The organism is Mesorhizobium sp. M0292, from assembly GCF_040321695.1.
Lineage (GTDB): Bacteria > Pseudomonadota > Alphaproteobacteria > Rhizobiales > Rhizobiaceae > Mesorhizobium.
Genome location: NZ_JAMYSB010000016.1, coordinates 66,531 through 86,862 on the forward strand (window position 1 = coordinate 66,531; position 20,332 = coordinate 86,862).

A 20,332-nucleotide genomic window follows, 5' to 3' on the forward strand; every position below is an offset into this window, starting at 1 on the left:
CGCTCACGAATAATACGGGCTAGGATGTCGGCGAGCGGAATCTCGGCGAGCACATCGCGGAACAATTCTGGCCGAAAGAGCCGCGGCAAGCACAGTACCCCGCCAGCGCTCGCTCCCTCAATGACGATCCCATCGGGGGGGTGGCTAGACTGTCTCCCAGGTCGGCACGTCCAGCGAAACGTTGCGCAGTGCGTGAACGTTCACGTGGCGAGCCGGAAGTGAGGTTGAGGTTACAAAACTCGAAAAAAGATTTGCAGATTCTTAACGCCGCAAAATCGTCGACGATGGTAGCCTCGGGGCAAGGTCTGAGGCCAGGCGCGACTACAAAGATGCCGACAACCGTTCAGACCGCCGCACGGCACGCACAGAAGGGGTCTACAGCCAATGGCGAGAGCACTGATCATTCTTGGAGGCACGATAATGGGCTCGGGTCTGCTATACGTCCAGGCCGCTCTGCGTCTTGGCCTTCAGCCAATTACCCTTTCAGACGATCCAATTCAGTATGATCATTTCGCCGCGAAAGGGGCTGAGACAATCCGTGTTGATACAGACGATCTGGATGCGCTGATCCGCGAATGTTCCCGGCTCCGAGCGACCTATGACATCGCTGGCATCACAAGTGCTGCGGATTCCTTCTATCCGACAGCAAGCAAGCTCTGTCGGCACTTCGATCTACCTGGACCGAACCCGGAAGCTGTTGAACAATGTGTCGATAAGTACACTCAGCGTCAACTTCTCGCGGCCTCAGGCGTTCCGATACCTGCTTATCGCTTCGCATCCAATGCAGCGGACGTAGAGGATTTTGCCGCAGAGATTGGACTGCCGGTGATAGTTAAGCCTGCGGTGGGCAGCGGCAGCGTCGGTGTCCGATTGTGCCGCACCGCCGATGAGGTAGTCGAACACACGATCCATCTGTTAGGCGGAAAGCAAATATCTCAGTCTTCGCCGAAGATCCTGATCGAAGAGTTCGCACAAGGCCCCCTCTATTGGGCCGACATTATGAACGATCAAATAATTGCAATTGGCATCGGTGACTTCGGCCCTCCACCGCATTTTGTCTATCACCAGTTCACCATTCCGGCCCCGTTGACGAATGACGAGCATGAGCGTCTCATCGATGTTTCCCTGAGTTGTTTGCGAGCTCTCAGACTTGGCTGGGGCCCAACGGGCATTGAATTCCGGTGGACGAAAGATGGCCCAGTCGTCATTGAAGTCAATCCAAGGCTTCATGGCTCGCCCACTCCCCAACTGGTTCGGCTGGCTTACGGAGTAGATCTAATCACCGAACACATCAAAGTTCTCATCGGCGACGAATGCGATTTGCGTAAAAGCCATTCTCACACCGCGGCCGCGCGGTTCCTGGTTGCTGATCGCGATGGCACCCTTGATTTGATCGACGGGGACAGTCAAGCGGCCGAAGTATCAGGTGTTGCCGAGGTCAAATTCTATGTTGACCCCAAGACGCCGATTGTCAGAAAAGGGGATTATCGAGACTGTATTGGACATGTCATCGCCGCTTCATCCGATCTTCTTCGCACCGAGGCGATACTTCAGCGTGCCGTCGACTTGATCTGTTGGTCGACCACACCATTTCTGGCCATTCACGAACGAAAACAATGTGCGGCCATTGACGTCCCGGACTGATGAAAAGAAAGCGGCTAACGGAAAAGCAAATCTTCATCACCGCAATCAGGAGACAGGTACGAAGGCGGTAATTGGGCCCTGCAAGCGCGAGCCGTCTGAGCCGACGCTTTATGATTGGCAGCCGCAAATGCTGAATTAGGTGAGGATCGCCCCTGATGCGGTTGACGAAGCCGCGTCTGCTCGCCATCAGGGTCTCGCGCTAGCGGTTCTGCCGTCGCGTGTGCTCCTCATCGAGCGTCGGCATCGGCGCGATGGTGCAATGGCGCACCCTCGCCGCTCGCCACATACATCTCAGCCCCACACTCAGCGCCGCTCCTCGAGGCACCTGCGCTATCCGAAGGTTACCGCCCCCGCGGCGCCGCCGGCCGCTCCGTCTCGAACGCCGCTGAAGCCGACGCCAGCCAAGAGGGCGCCGCGTCTTGGCCCATCTGGGTTTCCTCGGATGGGCGCAACGCAATGGCGGCTTGCCTGCGCGCATCACCTCACGGAGAATGTTACCGATAGGTTCGCGGTCCAAACGGGATGCAGCGTCTGCCATCCTGGCTTGAGGACGATGGATGGCAAGTCGGATCAGCATGGCAACACGGGCGGAATTGGCTGAAGCGATTATCGAGCGGTCCGACAAGCAGGGGAGTTTGTCGCGGTCAGCGGCTATCACCCCAAGCACGCGATCCGTGTGCTCGGCGTCATGAGACGAAGCCGCCTCCCGATAGGCTGCAACCCGTTACGGCGCTCAGGTTCGAGAGGCTCTGGTGGTGTTGTGGGAGGCGTCCGACCGCCTCTGCTCGAACGACGAAGGCGCTGATCCTCGTCTTGCTGCCCGGCGCTTGAGCGGCATGGCCAGCTTGATGTGCATGGCGAGCTTCGCGACAGCTGTTGAGGATCAGCGCAGTGGCGATGGACCGCCTCCTTTCGCAAGTGCGTGTCGTGACTCGCGGCGGCAACGCCGTGGCACCGCAAAGAGTTCGGCGGTGCGCCGATCGGTTCCGATCCGCACCTTCGCGGACTGGAACGGCCCGCCGCCTGGTCATGTCCAGGTAGACTTCGTGGCCCATTTCAGCACCTCCTCGTCCGCTAGCTTGTGCAGACGATGGTTCTTAATCGCTACGGGCTGGACCGAGTGCGTGCTGGCCATCCCGGCGTGGCCGAACGGACAAGGAATGCCATTCGTGCGGCACAAGATGATCTTGGAAGGCGGGTCGATGGTCGCTTTCTGAATGCAAAGCCTGAGGAACCTGTCACCGTTGATCTTAAGCGCTTCGCCGCGGGCTTGGCTTGGCAGGCTAGGGAGACACGCCTCACGCATCGAAGGCCGTATCGAATGTCGCCAAAGGCCATTGTTGCACTTGCAGGCAGAATGGCTGTGACCATGCACCGGATATGGCGAATGAGTTTTGGTGCACGAGAGGAACTCTTGGTAAGGAGTTGACAATACCGCCGTTACAACAAGTGAATTTCGCCAAAAGCGGAATGATGTCCGACACTGGGCGAATAACAATGCGTTCGTTTGCTTGTCAGTTCTGCGCTACCCGCGGCAGTAGGGACGCCCGCGAGATTGTCCTACTTATTTCATCTGACCCCATCATGGAAAGGCCAATGCGCCAATTCCGAGAAGACCGCGCCCGTTGAGACAATTCAAGACATTTCGTTGGCCGTTGGTCCTGGCAGAGGGCATGCTCACCATAAACAGTTCTTGGCAGACGGGCCCGGCAGCGGCGACTTAGATATGGTCCTATTTTCCGGCGAGGTGATCAGCAGCACATTGGGAACGAGTCATTCGGAGGCGTCGCACATGATCCGTTTAATCCGAACCGGAGCACCGTGGCTCACTTTGTCTTTCGCGTCACAGGTGATACGAGGCGCGGTGGTCATGTCAATTGTTGTATTGGATCATTGCAATATTCGACGAAAAGGAGCGAGCATGCGTTGGACTTGGAAGCCGGTGCTATCTTCACCAGAAGGTGCGAAATACCGAGCGATCGCGGATGCCATTGCCGCCGCCATCAATTCCGGCGAACTTCGGCCGGGGGAAAGACTGCCGCCTCAGCGTGACCTGTCATTTCGGATGGAGGTCAGTGTTCAGACGGTCTTTCAAGCCTATGCCGAACTCGAGCGCCGCGGTCTCGTGTCCGGGGAGGTCGGGCGCGGCACCTACGTGCGGTACGCAAATCTCGACAAGGTGCCCGGCTCAATCGTCGACAAAAGGGAAGAAGAATTTTTGGACTTCTCGACAATAGCGCCAATCGTCGGAGAGGCGCATGTCCAAGCTCTCCGAGATATGCTGGCGGTGCTATCGAAATCACGAGGATTAGAACCCCTGCTCTCGAACAGGCCGATCGTGGGATTGCACCATCATCGAAGCTTGGGCGCGGATTGGCTGAAGGCCTTGGGTTTGAAGGCTTCTTCAGAAACGATACTGATTACCAACGGCTGCCAGCATGGCCTTTGGGTTGCGCTTGCATCTCTGACAGAGCCAGGAGATGTCGTCGCCAGCGATCATCTCGTAGATAGCAGCGTCATCACATCATCCACTATCCTTAAACTGCAATTGCGCGGGTTGGCAAGCGACTCAAGCGGAGTGCTTCCGGACGCATTTGCTGCCTTATGCAGCCGTGAGCGGGTAAAAGTTCTCTGCCTTACCCCAACCCTCAACAATCCAACAGCGAGTTTTATGGACGAGGTGCGACGTCGCGCTATTGCTGAAATTGCGAGAAAGTTCAACGTCTGGATCATAGAGGATGATGTCTTCGGGCCACTTGTGGAAAAGGGGCCGCCTCCCATAGCTGCGTTCGCTCCCGAGCGGACATGTTACGCGACGAGCTTTTCCAAGAGCGTGATGCATTCCCTTAGGACGGGTTATCTGCTCGTCCCCGAGGACTTAGTCTCCAGGGCAGTGTCACGGTTAAGGACGACTGGTTGGATGTCGAATTCCTTTGGCGCCGAGATCAGTTGCAGATGGCTTTCTGACGGAACGACGGCAGAGCTGATCGCCTGGCAGCGGCAAAAGCTGGGGCAGCGGCACAAGATACTTGAACGGGCTTTGAAAGACTTTCAAAAAAACACGAATTCTACATCTCTACACGTCTGGTTGTCGCTGCCCGGGCTCTGGCGCACGGGTCCTTTTATCGAAGAAGCTAGACGGAGGGGGGTCTTGATCACAGGACCAGATCCTTTCATCGTCGGTCGAGAGGCCGATCCACACGCGGTAAGGCTAACGATCGGAGACTCTGTCCGCGAGGATGATGATTTCAAGCGAGGGATCGAAACCTTGGCGCAGCTCTTATCCAGCGACGCTGGGTCCTGTTTGCCGCATATTTGAACGACAGCCCCATCTAGCACTACTTTGAGCGATGGGGGTATTTTGAGGATTGATCGGGATAGAGGGACGCCTGGCGACGCCGCCCCTCCCACCCCACCGGGCATACGGGTCCGTACCACGGCGGTCCGATGGGACTAAGTTTGGGCAGAGACATGAAGTCGAGGGAAACCGAGAGACTCGAAATAATGGTTGCGCACGGCCTGTTGGACCGGAGACTGTCAGGAATCTTGTGCGTGAGGCCATGATGATGGAAAGGCGAATCATCGCATGGCCATTGAGAAGGAAGTACTGGATTGATTGCTTGCCGGGCGCGATCCACAGGAGCTGTTTGCCAAGGACGGTTTGCTCGACGATCTGAAGAAGACGCTTTTGGAGCGGATACTGAACGCCGAGTTGGACGATCATCTTGACGAGGAGCAAGCCACAGCACCGGCGAACCGGCGCAACGGACATTCGAACAGACGGTTCTAACGGGCACATCGAAGCTCGAACTCTCGATCCCGCGTGACCGTGCCGGCTCCTTCTCCCGAAGTTAATCGCAACGTAGCCGCTTTCCCGATTTCGACGCCAAGATCGTATCCGTGTATGCGCGCGGCATGAGTGTGCGCGAGATCCGTGGCCACCTGGAGGAACTCTATGGCATCGACGGACCTGATCTCGGCCGTCACCGACGCCGCGCTCGAGGAGGTCGCCGGATGGCAGAACAGGCGGTGGACGCCTGCTTTCCATTGGTCTTCTTCGACGCCATCCGGGCCAAAATTCGACGAGGGCTTCATCCGCAACAAAGCGATCTATATCGCGCTCAGCACGCTGCCCGACGGCGGCAGGAGATATAGGGGATCTGGATCGAGCAGACCGAAGGCGCGAAATTCTGGCTTCGACATGAATGAGCTGAAGAACCGAGGTGTCGCCGACATCCCGATCGCCGTCATCGACGGCCTGAAGGGCTTTGAAGCGATCAACGGCGTATTCCCGCAAAAAGGTCGTGCAGACCTGCATTGTGCACCTGATCCGCCATTCATTGGAGTTCGTGTCTTGGAAGGACCGCAAGCCTGTCGTGCCGGCGCTGCGGCCGATATACCGGGCCGAGCACGCCGAAGCCGGCCTGGCCGCGCTCCATGCCTTCGACGCAGGCTACTGGGCCAACGTTATTCGGCGATCGCTCAGAGCTGGCGGCGCAACTGGCTCCATGTCGTGACGTTCTTCGCATTCCCCGAGAGCGTGCGCCGCATCATCTATACGACAAACGCGCGGGGCGCGTTTCCATTCTTCGGCGGCGTGGTTGAGAACCAGATATAGCCGTTTCATCGCCGCGTCGTCATTGGGAAAGTGACCGTGCGTTCGCACGGCCCGCCGCAGCTTTGATTCTGCGCCCCGATGGCGCGAGTGGTTCGAGGCCATAACATAATTCGCCGTCGTCTTCGGCGAAAGGTTCGTCAGCCGATGACGACAACCGGCCTCACGCGCATTTCCTGACAGTCCCTAGGACCGCCGGATGTCCTGATATGCGCCAGAATTCCCGTCGGTGATCCGGCTGCAACCGCAGCTCCGAACTTTGGTACGCCATAACGACGTAGTTCCTTGAAGCGGTTGCGCCCGTTCCCCATTGCCGCCAGAGATACATGGTAGTCTCCGGCGGATCCACGCTTCCAGGTGTGAGTATCGGACACCCTCGCGGCAACGCGCGCCATCAGGCTATCATGATTAACCCGGTCGAAGAATCGTTCGCGGTCAAGGTCAACCACGTAGCTGTACCCTCGGCAATGTAGCATTGCGCTCGGGCTACCACCCGATGGGCAGAGCGTCCTGGTAGCTGTGCTTCGAGAAGGTCGGGTCCCACTGCTCTTGGAGGACCTGCAGCAAGGCTTGCTGCATCAGTCTGTCGACGACGCAAGGTACGCCCCGCTTGACCGCTGCGGCTGATAGGTTCCCTCGAGCAATCGAGACCAAATGCTTGGCCCGTGATCACGCAGGTAGCCCTTGGCCTCGTTGATGGTCATCCCATCCACGCCTGGACCGCCCTGGTTGCTTCGAACGCGTTTCCACGCTGTTTCCAGATTCTCTCGGCTACATACCGTCTCCATTGTCCAAGCCGGGCCTTCGGGTACCGACTTTACCCCGGTCCCTCGGTTCCAGGGCCAGTGAATACCGGGTCTTCTGCCGCTTTTCACTCATGAGTTGCCAGTCCTACTTGCCACTTCCAATCGTTTGGGCCTTCGGTCATCGTTTCCGGCTCGGGCTATCCGTTTGCTCCGCCTTTCGGCCTTGGAGTGCCTCACTAGCCTTGCCGACAGCATCACCTTCTACGCCCTCTGCTACTCCTGCATCACGGTCAGGTCACCTTGCGGTTCCGTCAGTTCCGAAGTCGAAACATGACGCGGCCCCTCCCAGGTAAGTTCAATCGCCTTCCCCGGGCACCTGCCGGATCTACAGCCCTGCCCCTTGATGGATATGAACTTGGCGACACGTGCCCGCTCGTCCGGCCAGGGATGCCCAATATCCGGTTTCTGTTCGTCAGGTAGCGGTTTTGCTCCACGCTCGCGGGTACCTGCCGCCCTACAGTACCGACTTCAATGCGATTGAGAAGCCTTCGCCAAACTCAAGGCGCTGCTACGAGCAAAGGCCGAGAGAACCACTGGGACGCGGTCGGCGCGGTCGTCGACCTCTTCACCCCGCAGAATGTGCCAACTACTTCAAAGCCCCAGGATATGAACCGGATTACATAGGACGTGCTCTAAGCAAGCATGGCGAGTTCTCGCGAACAGATCTCCGCCGTTTTCCGCTCCCAATCAATTGGATCATGCCAATTTGATAATTGACGTGCATGACCCTTGCTGGAAAGATGAAGTCAGTCGGCAAAGAGAAGATGGTGTGCGCACAACATGGTGACGTGCCGCTAGAGGTTTAGGTTCGCCGATTTCGATGCGGCGTATAGCGACCTCTAAAATGAAACAATGGGGAACGAACATGAGAGTCTTCTGCAATTCTATTTCTACGGGCGCACGTTCGTACGCATGACTCGGAACTGCCGATCGCATTTCGGCAATTCTCAACTGCGCCTTCACATAAAGACGTTGAGGTCACCACGCAAGCGAACGCAGCATCGTTGAAATTGCTTTAGCTCAGCTCGAATGGGAGGTTAGAATGCATGATTGGTTAGTGAATCGTCGTGCCCTGATGAAGGGGCTGATGCTGGCATCGACAGCACCGTTGGTGATAAACACTAGGGCTTTCGCTTCGTCCTGCGAAGATCATATCGTGCGCTTCGGCGGAATCTTCGCCCCGGACACGATGAACCCTTTTGCCAGCTGGGGCTCGTTCTCGGCCCTTGTTAGCACTTATGATTTCCTGGTCGGCGTTGACGCCCAACGCTACCCCGACCGGAAGGGGTTCGCCAAGTCGTGGTCCGCTGCCGACGACAACCTCACCTGGACCTTCAAGATTTGGCCCGGGATGCAGTGGTCAGACGGCGAGCCCGCCACTGCCAGAGATGCCGCGTTCACCTACAACTATCTGCAAGGCTCCATTGGGAAACCCGACGAGCTGAACGCCGGCTGGAACAACACCGAGGGCTTGGCAAACATCGAGTCCATCACGGCACTCGATGACGAGACTTTGCGGATCGTGACCAAAGCGCCCACCCGTTGGGCACTTGACAACACCACTATGATCGTTCCCGAGCACATCTGGAAAAATGTAAGCTATGCGGAAGCCCGCAGCACTTTCCGCAACGACCCGCCGCTCGTGGGAACGGGGCCTATGATCCTTTCGGAGTTCCAGCAAGGTCAATTCGCCCGATTCACGGCTAACCCGTATTTCCGCACCGGCCAGCCCTCGACCGCCGGTATGGTCCTCGTTTTCTTTAGTTCCTATGACCCAATGGCCCAGGCGTTAAAGAGTGGTGATATTGACTATGGCAATGTGACGGCCGCCCAGTGGGACGCCTTTTCGAAGGATTCCAACATTGTGGTCGGTCAACACGGCACCGAGTCGCGGGCCTACCTAGCCTTTAATACTACGTCGGGACAGGGAAAGGGCAACACAAAGGCCCTTCAGGACCGTGCATTTCGCGACGCGATTGGCTACGCCATCGATCAGAAGGCCATTGTCGATCGCGCCTATCGCGGGCACGCCGACCTAGGCGTGGGCCTTGTGATGCCCGCGGCTGCAGACTACTACTCCGACTTGTCCGACATAAGGCGCCATTTCGATCTCGCGGAGGCGGGTCGTCGGCTTGACGCCGCTGGCTACCAGGATCGCAACGGCGACGGCATTCGGGAGGATAGGGAGGGAAACCCCTTCCAGCTCGAGATGATCACAGGAACGTTGTCGGGTACGGACGAGATTCCGACGGCGGTGATGCAGTTGATCGCAGGCTGGCTGGGGCAAGTTGGCATTCCCGTATCCGTGACCCAGTTAGACTCCGGTGCACTTGCGGCCCGCACGAAGGCGCCGGTAGACGGCGGTGGGGATTGGGATCTACTTCTCGCGGGCAACTGGCCGTCTCCATCACCAGACGGTCTGCTTAGCTTGGGCAAGAGTGGCGATTACGTCAACAGATCATACTGGCAGGACGATCAGTTCGAGGAGCTGCTGTCTCAGATTGCCGTCACCATAGAGCTCAAGAAGAGCCAGGAGCTGGTCGACCGGGCGGCGCGCCTGGTTTATACCGACGCGCCATACATCATGCTGTGTTACCCCTATGTTCTCGAGGCTCATCGAAACGATTGTTTCGAGGGCTGGGGGTCGGAGGACGCTATCTCGCAATGGGGCTACTTTCCGCTCGACCGGTTGAGGCCACACAATGCCTAACGCCGGAATAGGAGACCGGACGACCCAACGCATCGGTCGCATCCTCCTCAGGGCCATCGTCACGCTTGTGACGGTGGCGACGCTGAATTTCATTTTGTTCCGGGTTATTCCTGGCGATCCTGCCGCTCTTCTTCTTGGCGGGGCGCGTATCAGCGTGACAGCCGAGCAGATGGAAGCGCAGCGCCAGAACTGGGGTCTGGACCGGCCGCTGTTCCCAGATCAAGCAGTTGATTATTTGGCGGCAACTCTCCGTGGCGATTTCGGCTACAGCTTCAAGTTCAGGGGCAGGCATGTCGCCGACCTGATCTTGGAGCGCTTGCCGGCGACCATTGCCCTTGTCGGTATTGCCCAATTCATCGCCATTCTATGCGGTGTGATGCTTGGCCTATATGCGGGTTGGCGCAGGGGAGGAGCCGTCGACCATATCGTCACGGGAGCCTCTCTGTCGCTCTATTCTACGCCCTCTTTCTGGCTCGGCATGCTCCTGGTGGTGATCTTCAGCACGTCGTTGGGTTGGTTGCCGGGCTACGGTGCATACTCGCCCGGCGCAGTCACGAGCTCCCTTGGTTCGTTGCTCGATTCCTTGCGGCATCTCACGCTTCCGGTCACTGCGGTGGCGCTTGGGCTGATCGGCCAATATGTCGTGGTTGCACGTGCCGCGATGAGTGACGTTGTCACCGAGGATTACATGGTAACCGCACGAGCCAAAGGCCTGACCAATCGTCAGATGCTGATGCGACATGCATTTCGGAATGCCATGCTGCCGGTCGTGACCCTGATTACGCTCAATCTTGGCTACGTGGTCGCCGGTGCCATCACCGTCGAAGCCGTTTTCGCCTGGCCGGGCATCGGCGCGCTGACTGTGGAAGCGCTGAACGCACGGGACTATCCAGTCCTTCAAGGCATATTCCTGTTGCTTGGTACGTCGATCGTTGTCGCAAACCTCGTAGCCGATCTTGCCTACGGCCTCCTAGATCCAAGAGTTCGGTAATGAGCGAAAGTATTGTTCAATATTCTCCACGAGGTCGGGCGCGCGCGATAAAAAGCTTTCTGCGTCAATTTCTTGGCTATGGCGGCGCTCAGGTGGGCCTCGTATGCCTGGTATTCTTTGTTGTTGTCGCGGCGATCCCAAATATTCTGGTGGGGCCGCTTCAGACTGCGATCAATGCGACTGGCGATTTCCTCGTGTCCCCATCAGCCGAGCATCTGCTCGGCACGGACGAAGTCGGGCGGGACGTGCTCAATCTGGCCGTCCATGGTGCCCGGATTTCGCTCACGATCGCGCTGCTGGCGACCGTGATCAGCCTGGTCGTCGGCACTACGGTCGGCATAACCTCGGGCTACTTTGGTGGCTGGGTTGACGTCTGGCTGATGCGCTTGACAGACTTCTTTTTTGTCATGCCGTCCTTCGTGCTGGCCCTGGTCATCACACCCGTGGTTCTCGAGGTGATGGGGCGTGGCGGAGATATCCTCGGCTTCCGTCCTTCGCTTTTTGTGATCATTGTCGTTATCGGCATGACAAGCTGGTCCTTCGTCGCCCGTGTCGTACGCAGCCAGACACTATCGCTCAAGGAGCGAACATTTATCGATCGTGCGCGTGTCGCCGGTAGCAGCAATCTTAGCATCATGGTGCGGCACATCCTTCCCAACCTGGTGCCGCAGATCGCAGCCAATGGTGCTCTGGTCGTCGCTGGCGCAATCTATGTCGAGACATCGCTCTCGTTCCTCGGGCTTGGCGATCCGTTGCAGCCCTCATGGGGCACTTTGCTTTCACAGGCTCAGCGCGCCGGCGCGGCCAGTGCCGGAGCTTGGTGGTATCTCGGTGCTCCCGGAGTGTGCGTCCTCACGGTTTCCCTGAGCTTCGTCTTGATCGGCAATGCCCTCGATGACACGTTCAATCCACGGCGAAGGGTTATTCCATGACAGACTCCTCCCATGAAAAGCCACCGCTTTTGGACGTCAAAGGTCTCTCTGTTGACTATGGGCTAAAGGGCATTTCGTCGCGAGCCATCGACCACGTAAGCTTCGCGCTCCGTGCTGGAGAGGCCGTCGGTCTCGTCGGAGAATCTGGCAGCGGGAAGACTACGACCGCCATGGCGATCGCGGGTCTGTTGTCACCCAACGCAAGAGTCAACGAGGGCGAGGTACGCTATCGCGGAGAGCGACTGCCGATCGATGACGATGCGGCGATGCGGCCGCATCGCTGGAGCGAAACGTCCGTTGTCTTCCAGGGCGCGATGAATGCGCTCAATCCGGTCCACCGCATCATCAAGCAAATCGCGGAGCCGTGCGTGCTGAAGCTCGGCATGTCGCGTGGGGAGGCGACTGCGCGGGCAAGGGAGCTGCTCGAACTGGTCGGTATTCCGGCGGATCGCGGCACTGCCTATCCGCACGAGTTGTCGGGCGGTATGCGTCAAAGGGTGATGATTGCCATGGCGCTTGCATGTCGCCCCTCGATCGTGATTGGCGATGAGCCGACCACGGCGCTGGACGTTATCACACAGGCCCAAATCCTGAAGCTGCTGGGTGAATTACGATCGAGGCTTGGCCTTGCCCTCATTTTGATCACCCACGACCTTTCTGTGGTGGCTGAGTGTTGTGATCGCGTGATGATCATGTACGCCGGCCGGATCGTCGAGGATGGTTCGGTCGCTGAGGTCTTCGCCCAGCCCAAACATCCCTACACCCGCCTGCTGATCGAATCGATCCCGAACCCGGCGAGTGGGAAACGGATCATTCGGCCCATCCCCGGTGATCCCCCCAACTTGATGAATCGGCCATCAGGCTGCGCTTTCCATCCACGTTGCCCGTCGGCCATGCGGGTTTGCGCGACCGAAGTTCCCGGCCTCGACATGGTCGGGCGGGGACGCGTTGCCTGTCACCGTCACCGGTTCTTGCAAGAAGACAAGGTTGCAGCTCATGCCTGACACCGCCGATATCCTGCGTCTCGAGAGCCTGCAGGTCCATTTTCCTGTTCAGGGCGGGCTGTTCGGCCGTGTCATGGGAAGACCTGCCGGTGCTGTGCGCGCGGTGGACGGAATCGACCTCAACATCGGACGGGGTGAGATCGTCGCCCTAGTTGGGGAATCGGGCAGCGGCAAGACGACCGTGGGCCGCGTTATCACAAAGCTTGCCCAACCGACAGGCGGCAGGTTGCTGTTCGAAGGCCGCGATATGACGTTGGAGCGAGGCACCTCGGCCCTACGTCCTTACCGGAATCGCGTCCAAATGATCTTTCAGGACGCCTACCAAGCGCTCAATCCGCGGCACACAGTCTTCGATATCGTGGCGGAACCGTTGCGCTCACTCAAGTTGGTTGAGAACAATGCTCAACTAACAGAGCGGGTCAGCGAAGCGCTTGCATCCGCCGGGCTAAATCCTCCCAGCGATTTCTTTTCCCGCTTCCCACATGAGCTGTCCGGCGGGCAGCGCCAGCGGGTTGTGATTGCCGGAGCGCTTGCCGTCAAGCCCGAGCTTATTGTTGCTGACGAACCTGTGTCGATGCTAGATGTCTCGATACGCGCACAGATTCTTAAGGTTCTGGTCGACCTGCGCAACCAGCACAATGTCGCTCTGCTGTTCATCACGCATGACCTGCCGCTCGCGTGGCTGATCGCCGACAGGATTGCCGTGTTGTATCTCGGAAAAGTGGTCGAAATCGGCAGCGCGGACGAGATCACATTCAACCCACGCCATCCCTATACTGTCGCCTTGAGAAACGCAACGCCGCAGATTGGCAGCAATGCAGGTCGCGCCGAGCTGGCGGCCCTCCAGGGGGAGGTTCCAAGCGCCGCGCGCGTGCCGAAGGCGTGTCGCTTCCATCCGCGTTGCCCACTGGCGTTCGATCGCTGCAAAGTTGAAGAGCCGCCGGCCATCGAAATAGGACCGCAGCACTTGGCTGCGTGCTGGCTCGCGAAGTCTGACAACGAAGTGAAGCCAGACTTGACGCTACGCTCAGCCGAACCCGATCGAACAATGTCATAGGGTACTTGCATTTAGGGAGTCCGAGCGAGCACCGGCTATAGCAGCTAAATTTTAACGTGTCGCGCTCTCGGCGCCTACGCTGTCACCCCTTCCGATAAGCCTGCTTGGTTCAATCAGCGGAGATTGGTTGCACGAGCGTCAAAGTTTCAATGCTGACTGGATCAAGTTCTTCGTCGATACAACGTTATCGGGCGATTGCTCGTGCGGCGGAGAGATCAGTTGCCAATGCATTCGCATAGACTCTTCTACGGTTTCACCAGATCTGCATAGATCAAGAGAAGAAATGATGAATAAAAAGGTGCCGACGACGGATCCTGTGTCCCCACTGTCCGATGATGCCCGAGGAAAGCTCCTGCCACCGCTACCCCGCGGCGAGCCACGGATTCGGGTTCTTCACGATGAAGTCACAACAGATGGGTTTAGTTGGCTTGGCGCGCGGGGAAACCCGGATGTTCGCGCGTATCTGGAAGCCGAAAACAACTACGCAGAGCGAGCGACAGCTCACCTGTCAGCGCTCAAGGCGGAGATCATCGCCGAGATCGAACGGCGTCAGCCTAGTGAGGGCGCCACACCAGCGTTTCAAGTTGGGCCCTTCGAGTACTTCCGAAGGCACGAGCTGGAACTGCCTCATCCGGCGTGGTGGCGCCGGCCCGTGACCGGCGGCTCGGCCGAGCTTGTTCTAGACCCTAACGTAATTGAAGGGACCGAAGTATTCTATGCACTCGGTGTCTTCGAACCGAGTGACGATGGGCGTTACGTAGCGTTCAGCTTCGATCTCCTCGGTGATGAGCGCTACGAGTTGAGAGTGCGCGATATGGCTGACGGTTGCGACGTCTGGGTCGACCCGGGCTGCGCTGAGAGAGTTGTGTGGGCCGCCGACAATCACACGCTTTTTTTTACCCGCGAGCGAACTGACCGGCGGCATAACGATCAGATTGTCCGGTTGGACGTTGAAACTAAAATCTCGGATGTGGTATTCCAGGAGGTCAACGAACGACTGGCGGTGCTTGTTCGGCGGTCTAATAGCGGCGCCTGGTTGTTCCTCGACGTAATTACGACTTATTCCTACAGCGTTCAGCAAGGCGCAGCGGAGGTGTGGTGCCTTCCTGCGGACGAGCCGGGGGGCAAGTGGCGCCGGATCGTGAAGCGTGAACTCGGGCACGAGATCTACGCTGAGCATTGGGGTGATAGGTTCCTGTTTCGGGTGGACGACGCTGGACCGTACTGGCGGCTTGTGCATACGCCGCTGGATGACCCGTCACCTTCGTCCTGGGAGGAGGTTGTTCCACATCGAACGGGCGTAACGCTCGAGGAGATCCATGTGCTTGAGCAGCACCTAGTTATCTTGGAGCGAGAGGGACTTAGTCCTCGCCTGGTCTCGCGTAACGGCGACGGGCAGATTGGGACCACGATCGTTCCCGACGAGCCGAGTTGCACTATTACGGTCGGCTTGTCGGCAGGGGGTAGCCATTCAGTCACACGACATAGTTTCCGAAGCTCGAAGTTGGTGTACTCGGTGAGCTCATTCGTGACGCCTGACACCTTCGTCGAGCACGATCTCGCCGCTGACCTCTCGGCAGGCCTGTCGCAGACCCGCGTTCCGGGGTTTGACGCGGCTCAATATGTGGCGACGGTCGTCATGGCTGAAGCGGAGGACGGGGTAGAGGTCCCGATCTCCCTGATCTCGCGCCGCGATCGAAGGAGCCCTGGGCCGGTGTTGTTGAATGCGTACGGCTGTTACGGAAAATCGAGATGGCCTTCGTTTTTCACTTGGCCATCATCGCTGACCAAGCGTTTGAGCCTCCTTGATCGTGGAGTTGCTTTTGGGATCGTGCACGTACGAGGGGGCGCCGAGCTCGGACGTCCTTGGCACCAGGCCGCTATTCGTGATCGAAAATATATCACCCACACAGATCTGATTGCCGCCGCCGAGCGGCTCGTTGAGCAGGGTTTCGCTACCTGCGACGGCATCGTCATTGAGGGCTCTAGCGGCGGCGGCGGGACTGTGCTTGCTACGGCAGCTTTGCGTCCAGACTTGTTCCGCGCCGTGCTCGCCGAGGTTCCACTCGCCGACATCCTTGATACCGAGTTGGACTTCAACATGCCGTACGCCCTACGGGAAACGGCGGAGTACGGCGATCCTCGCATCGCCCACGAGTATCGATATTTGCGCAGCTATGACCCGTATTACAACCTCAGCGCCGATCGCCCACTTCCACCGACTTATGTCGACGCCGCGCTCGATGATGGCCAAGTGCTCTATTACCAACCGGCTCGCTACGTTGCAAAGCGTCGGTTCTACGCCGCCGATCGCGACCCCGAGCTTGTCTTCCGCGTGCGAATGGTGGGCGGCCACAGCGGCGCTTCACATGGAGCGGGCGTAGCTGAGGAAGCAGCATTTCGTATAGCCTGGACGCTAGACCAGCTCTGCAACTCGAGTGATTAGCAGGTTGTGTCCGCAAATCCTCGTAGACCGGGGTCCCACGGAAAGACCTATGCAAGAGCGGATGTCGGGCGGGGTATGGTCCATGCTGATGAAGGGCAGATGTGAGAGAGGACCGACGGGGAGCATTTCTGCCCGAGAATAGAGGCCCTAGATGTTTGATCCCGGGCTTTGATGGGGCGTAAGCGCTGTTCCGGTGGCACCTTTCGCGCGTTGACATGAGGGACGATGTTCGGAGCCTTTGAGGGCTTCGACACATGACGATTTCAGAGCTTACGCTTAAATCCAGCGATCACGAGCCCGCGCGCCGGTTCGAGGTGTTCACGGGCTCCGGTCAGCGCGAATGGCTGCCGGAGGAGAAGGCACGGATCGTGGCGGAAAGCTACGAAGCCGGCGCGACCGTGAGCGCGTGGCGCGGCGATACGCTTTGTCCCCGCAGCAGCTGTTCGCCTGGCGTCGGGCCGCTCGTCGGCCGTTGGCGGAAGCGCCGGCACCGGAATCGTTGTTCACGAGAAGGCCCCCACAGCCGTATCAGGAGACTTTCTACTGCGGTTGATCGCGGCCGTGCCCTACAAGATCCACACCGTGCTTACCGACAATGGCATCCAGTTCACCACCCAGGGCGCCGGTGGCTCGGCGGTCCGACTTCGTCGCCGCCTACAGCGCCCGCAGGCTCAAGACCTTGAAGGGTCTCACACCCTACGAGTTCATCTGCTAGGCGTGGGCCTCACAACCGGAACGGCGTGCGCGGCGCTGGGGATTCCGCAAAGTAGAGGTGATCGACCAGGATCTGGGACGAACCGTCGCTCCACAGCCCCGCTTGCGCTTCAAACTCAATCCGCTCCAGCAAATGCCGGGACCAAACATCTCGCGGATGACGGATAAACCGAATGGGTTGAGTAGGCGACACCATGGGCATCAGATGCTCGTCGTTGGCCGGGGATTATCGGCTGCATTACAAAAATCCGCCAAGCAGAACCGATTGGATCATAGCAATTCGCTAATTGACACGGATGACCTCTTTTGAAACTGTGACATCAGTCGACAAAGCGAAGGTAGTTGAACACAACCAGCTTTGAAATAAAGCTGACGTTCCGGTTGAATTTCGCCGATCTCGACTGCGTTTACCCAGATCCAAAATGAAAACAATGGGGGCGAACATTGAGAGTTGTTCATTTCTTCGCACGTTCGTCGCATGATCCGGAACTGCCGATCGTCGGCAATTCGCAAGACGCGTTCTCAGTCAGACAAGATGGTGCGGCAGTCGCTCTTGGCGGAAACGATCGTTCGGTTATGAGGCGACCACCCAAGCGAGCGCATTGTCTTTGAGGTTGCTTCAGCTCAGCTCGAATGGGAGGTTAGAATGAATGATTGGTTAGTGAATCGTCGTGCCCTGATGAAGTGTCTGATGCTGGCGTCGACAGCACCATTGGTGATAAACTCTAGGGCTTTCGCTTCATCCTGCGACGATCACATTGTGCGCCTAGGCGCGATCATAGCTCCGGACACGATGAACCCTTTTGCCACTTGGGGAGCCAGCTGGCCAACTATTTTTACCTATGACTTTCTGGTTGGAGTGGACGCCCAGCGCCACCCTGACCGAAAAGGCTTTGCCAAGGAATGGGCCGTTGCCGACGACAGCGTCACGTGGACCTTCAAGATCTGGCCCGGGATGAAGTGGTCTGATGGCCAACCCGCCACCGCCAGAGATGCCGCGTTCACGTACAACTATCTGCAAGGCTCCATAGGCAAGCCCGACGAGCTCAACGTCGGTTGGAACAATACTGACGGCTTGAACAACATCGCATCCATAACGGCTGTCGACGATGAAACTCTGCAAATCGTGACCAAGACGCCCACCCGTTGGCCACTGGATAACACTGTTTCCATTGTTCCGGAGCATATTTGGAATAACATCAGTTACGCCGATGCGCGCGGCACCTTCCGCAACGACGCGCCGTTGGTAGGCACAGGGCCAATGATCGTTTCGGAGTTTCAGCAGGGTCAGTTTGCCCGCCTGACGCCTAACCCCTATTTTAGGACAGGTAAGCCGTCAACGGCCGGCGCGATCTTCCATTTCTTCAATACGGCTGATCCGATTGCCCAGGGACTTAAGAGCGGGGACCTCGATTATGGCCTGAGCCTGACGCCTGCTCAGTGGGCCGATCTTTCAACAGATAACGATATTATGGTTGGGCAATCGCGCGTCGAGCAGCGGGACTTCTTGGCTTTTAACACCGCGTCCGGCAAGGGTGAAGGCAGCACTAGGGCCCTACAGGATCAGGCTTTTCGCGATGCAATAGGCTATGCTATCGATCAGAAGATGCTTGTTGATCGCGCCTACCGTGGGCATGCCGACCCTGGGGTGGGAATGACAATGCCAGTGGAGAAAGATTACTATTCAGACCTAAGCGACCTCAGGCGTCGCTTCGATCTCGCCGAGGCGGGTCGTCGACTGGATGCCGCCGGCTATCGGGACACGAACGGCGATGGCATTAGGGAGGACAGGGACGGAAAGAGTTTACAGCTCGATTTGATCACGGGAACACTTTCGGGTAACCTGGAGATGCCGCTCGCGGTCGTGCAACTTATAGCAGGTTGGTTAGGACAAATTGGCGTTCCCGTTTCGGTGACCCAGCTCGAGTCTGGCGCGCTTACTGCCCGCACGGCGGCGCCGGCAGATGGCGGCGGGGGCTGGGATCTACTTGTTACCGGGAGCTGGTGGTTTTCATCGCCTCACAATTTATTCGCACTGGGCAACGGCAGTCTCGTCGGCACCGGAAATAGATCGTACTGGACAAACACGACGTTTGACGCACTCCTGTCGAAGGTCGACGCTACTCTCGACCTGAAAAAGCGACAGCAGCTAGTGGATGAGGCCGCGCGCCTCTTTTATGCTGAAGCACCTTACATCATTCTGGCTTATCCTTTCGTGCTCGAGGCACGTCGCAAGGATTGCTTCCAGGGTTGGGGAACGGAGGATATGTTGTCGACAAGTGCCTACTTTCCGCTCGACCGCTTGAGGTCGTCTTAAAATGGGCTCCAATGGTCAGGAGACCGGCCCGAACGTTGGGGTCGACCGCTACTGTTCCCAGACACGTATTGAAACATATTCGGCAACCTGCACCGTGACTTAGGCTACCGCTTTAAGTCAGGGAGCAGGACGGTCAGCGACCTTCAGCTGGTGCGGTTGCCGGCAACTCTTGCCTTTGAGCGTACTGGCTATGCCGGCTTCGTGCCTACCAGCACAACTGCGATAGGCTAGATTCCCGCGATTGATGTCCGACGAGCATAGCCGTAGCCACCCCATTAACTGTAGCGAGTTTCCGCTATGGGGCCGATAGCGCTATCGAGGAGGTTAACAATGGCCAAGAGTATCACGGCTATTGACGCGGAGACGCCCACTCTAGGAATCCTATGTTTGGATGAGCCTGCTTCAGAGGTACTTGCCCTTCGCGATTTCGACCACCCAGATAATTACGAGCGGGCAATCCTTTCTCAAAACGTACCCGGGGCGACAGTTGACGCGACATTGTCCGCGGACCCCCGGCTTGCACAGCCTTTCGTTGAAACAGCAAAGTCTCTGGAAGCCAAGGGGGCGAAGCTCATTGTCAGCAATTGTGGGTACGTCATTGCTTACGATAGCGCTGTGCGACAGAGCGTGTCGGTGCCGGTGGCTACATCAAGTCTGTTATTGCTGCCATTCATAGTTCAATTACTACGCGAATCAGAAAAGGTTGGAATCCTGACTTTCGACTCGTCAAAGCTGACGCGTCGGCATTTGACCCTCGCGTGGCCATCTATGGCGGATAGCTGTATTTCGTTGAGTGGCCTTGAAGGGACACCTTCTTGGGAAGAAATTACTGGCTTTGGTGTGTACGATCCTGAAAAGCTTTTCAGGGACTCATCACTCGCTTTGCAACGGCTATGCGACGATCCACGCGTCGCGATTATTTTGGTCGAGTGCTGTGCCCTTTGCTCATTCGTTCCAAGATACAGAGTGCAGGCGAAGCGTCCTATATTCGACGCTGTTTCAATGACCCGATTGTTAATTGAGGGGTTGAGCGCCTGAACCTCGTCGCTAATCCAAGGCCACCTATTCATATCAACGGCTTCGTGTTGACGGAGGG

General features: G+C 57.8%; 11 protein-coding genes and 4 pseudogenes. 14 read left to right on the forward strand and 1 reads right to left on the reverse strand.

Annotation, left to right across the window (positions count from 1 at the left end):
* Positions 1–384 precede the first annotated feature (384 nt).
* The 4 genes and pseudogenes from NKI96_RS22670 to NKI96_RS32565 all read left to right on the forward strand — a co-directional run bounded on the left by NKI96_RS22670 (position 385) and on the right by NKI96_RS32565 (position 6,262).
* Positions 385–1,644, forward strand: coding sequence for an ATP-grasp domain-containing protein (locus tag NKI96_RS22670; protein WP_352806269.1), 1,260 nt, complete (start codon positions 385–387; stop codon positions 1,642–1,644).
* 1,792 nt (positions 1,645–3,436) lie between these two features.
* Complete coding sequence (ehuR, locus tag NKI96_RS22675; RefSeq protein WP_352806271.1) at positions 3,437–4,963, forward strand: MocR-like ectoine utilization transcription factor EhuR; 1,527 nt, start codon at positions 3,437–3,439, stop codon at positions 4,961–4,963.
* A 342-nt stretch (positions 4,964–5,305) separates the two neighbouring features.
* A pseudogene (locus tag NKI96_RS32560) lies at positions 5,306–5,538 on the forward strand (transposase); the annotation flags it as partial.
* A gap of 61 nt (positions 5,539–5,599) precedes the next feature.
* Positions 5,600–6,262 carry a transposase gene (locus tag NKI96_RS32565; protein ID WP_502900288.1) on the forward strand — a complete coding sequence of 221 codons (663 nt, stop codon included), beginning with the start codon at positions 5,600–5,602 and terminating at the stop codon, positions 6,260–6,262.
* Here the strand turns inward: NKI96_RS32565 and NKI96_RS22700 are convergent.
* Positions 6,212–6,328: pseudogene (locus NKI96_RS22700) on the reverse strand (transposase); the annotation flags it as partial. The gene NKI96_RS32565 and the pseudogene NKI96_RS22700 overlap by 51 nt on opposite strands.
* Positions 6,329–7,508: 1,180 nt before the next feature.
* Here NKI96_RS22700 and NKI96_RS22705 point away from each other — a divergent pair.
* From NKI96_RS22705 to NKI96_RS22750, 10 genes and pseudogenes are all read left to right on the forward strand, one after another.
* Positions 7,509–7,682: pseudogene (locus NKI96_RS22705) on the forward strand (IS630 family transposase); the annotation flags it as partial.
* Positions 7,683–8,107: 425 nt separating this feature from the next.
* Complete coding sequence (locus NKI96_RS22710) at positions 8,108–9,775, forward strand: ABC transporter substrate-binding protein (RefSeq protein WP_352806274.1); 1,668 nt, start codon at positions 8,108–8,110, stop codon at positions 9,773–9,775.
* Positions 9,768–10,766 carry an ABC transporter permease gene (locus NKI96_RS22715; protein WP_352561307.1) on the forward strand — a complete coding sequence of 333 codons (999 nt, stop codon included), beginning with the start codon at positions 9,768–9,770 and terminating at the stop codon, positions 10,764–10,766. Before NKI96_RS22710 ends, NKI96_RS22715 begins: the two co-directional genes overlap by 8 nt.
* Entirely contained in the window at positions 10,766–11,698 is a 933-nt protein-coding gene (locus tag NKI96_RS22720; protein WP_352561308.1) for an ABC transporter permease, read from the forward strand. The genes NKI96_RS22715 and NKI96_RS22720 overlap by 1 nt, the downstream gene beginning before the upstream one ends.
* Positions 11,695–12,702, forward strand: coding sequence for an ABC transporter ATP-binding protein (locus tag NKI96_RS22725; protein WP_352561310.1), 1,008 nt, complete (start codon positions 11,695–11,697; stop codon positions 12,700–12,702). The genes NKI96_RS22720 and NKI96_RS22725 overlap by 4 nt, the downstream gene beginning before the upstream one ends.
* Positions 12,695–13,759 (forward strand): ABC transporter ATP-binding protein, encoded by a 1,065-nt coding sequence (locus NKI96_RS22730; protein WP_352561312.1) that lies wholly within the window; start codon positions 12,695–12,697, stop codon positions 13,757–13,759. The genes NKI96_RS22725 and NKI96_RS22730 overlap by 8 nt, the downstream gene beginning before the upstream one ends.
* A 127-nt stretch (positions 13,760–13,886) precedes the next feature.
* Positions 13,887–16,205, forward strand: a complete 2,319-nt coding sequence (locus tag NKI96_RS22735; protein WP_352806280.1) for a prolyl oligopeptidase family serine peptidase — start codon at positions 13,887–13,889, stop codon at positions 16,203–16,205.
* A gap of 537 nt (positions 16,206–16,742) precedes the next feature.
* Positions 16,743–17,229 (forward strand): annotated as a pseudogene (locus NKI96_RS22740) (hypothetical protein); the annotation flags it as partial.
* A 336-nt stretch (positions 17,230–17,565) separates the two neighbouring features.
* Positions 17,566–19,236 (forward strand): ABC transporter substrate-binding protein, encoded by a 1,671-nt coding sequence (locus NKI96_RS22745; protein WP_352561316.1) that lies wholly within the window; start codon positions 17,566–17,568, stop codon positions 19,234–19,236.
* Positions 19,237–19,566: 330 nt separating this feature from the next.
* Entirely contained in the window at positions 19,567–20,274 is a 708-nt protein-coding gene (locus NKI96_RS22750) for an aspartate/glutamate racemase family protein (RefSeq protein WP_352561318.1), read from the forward strand.
* Positions 20,275–20,332: the final 58 nt, after the last annotated feature.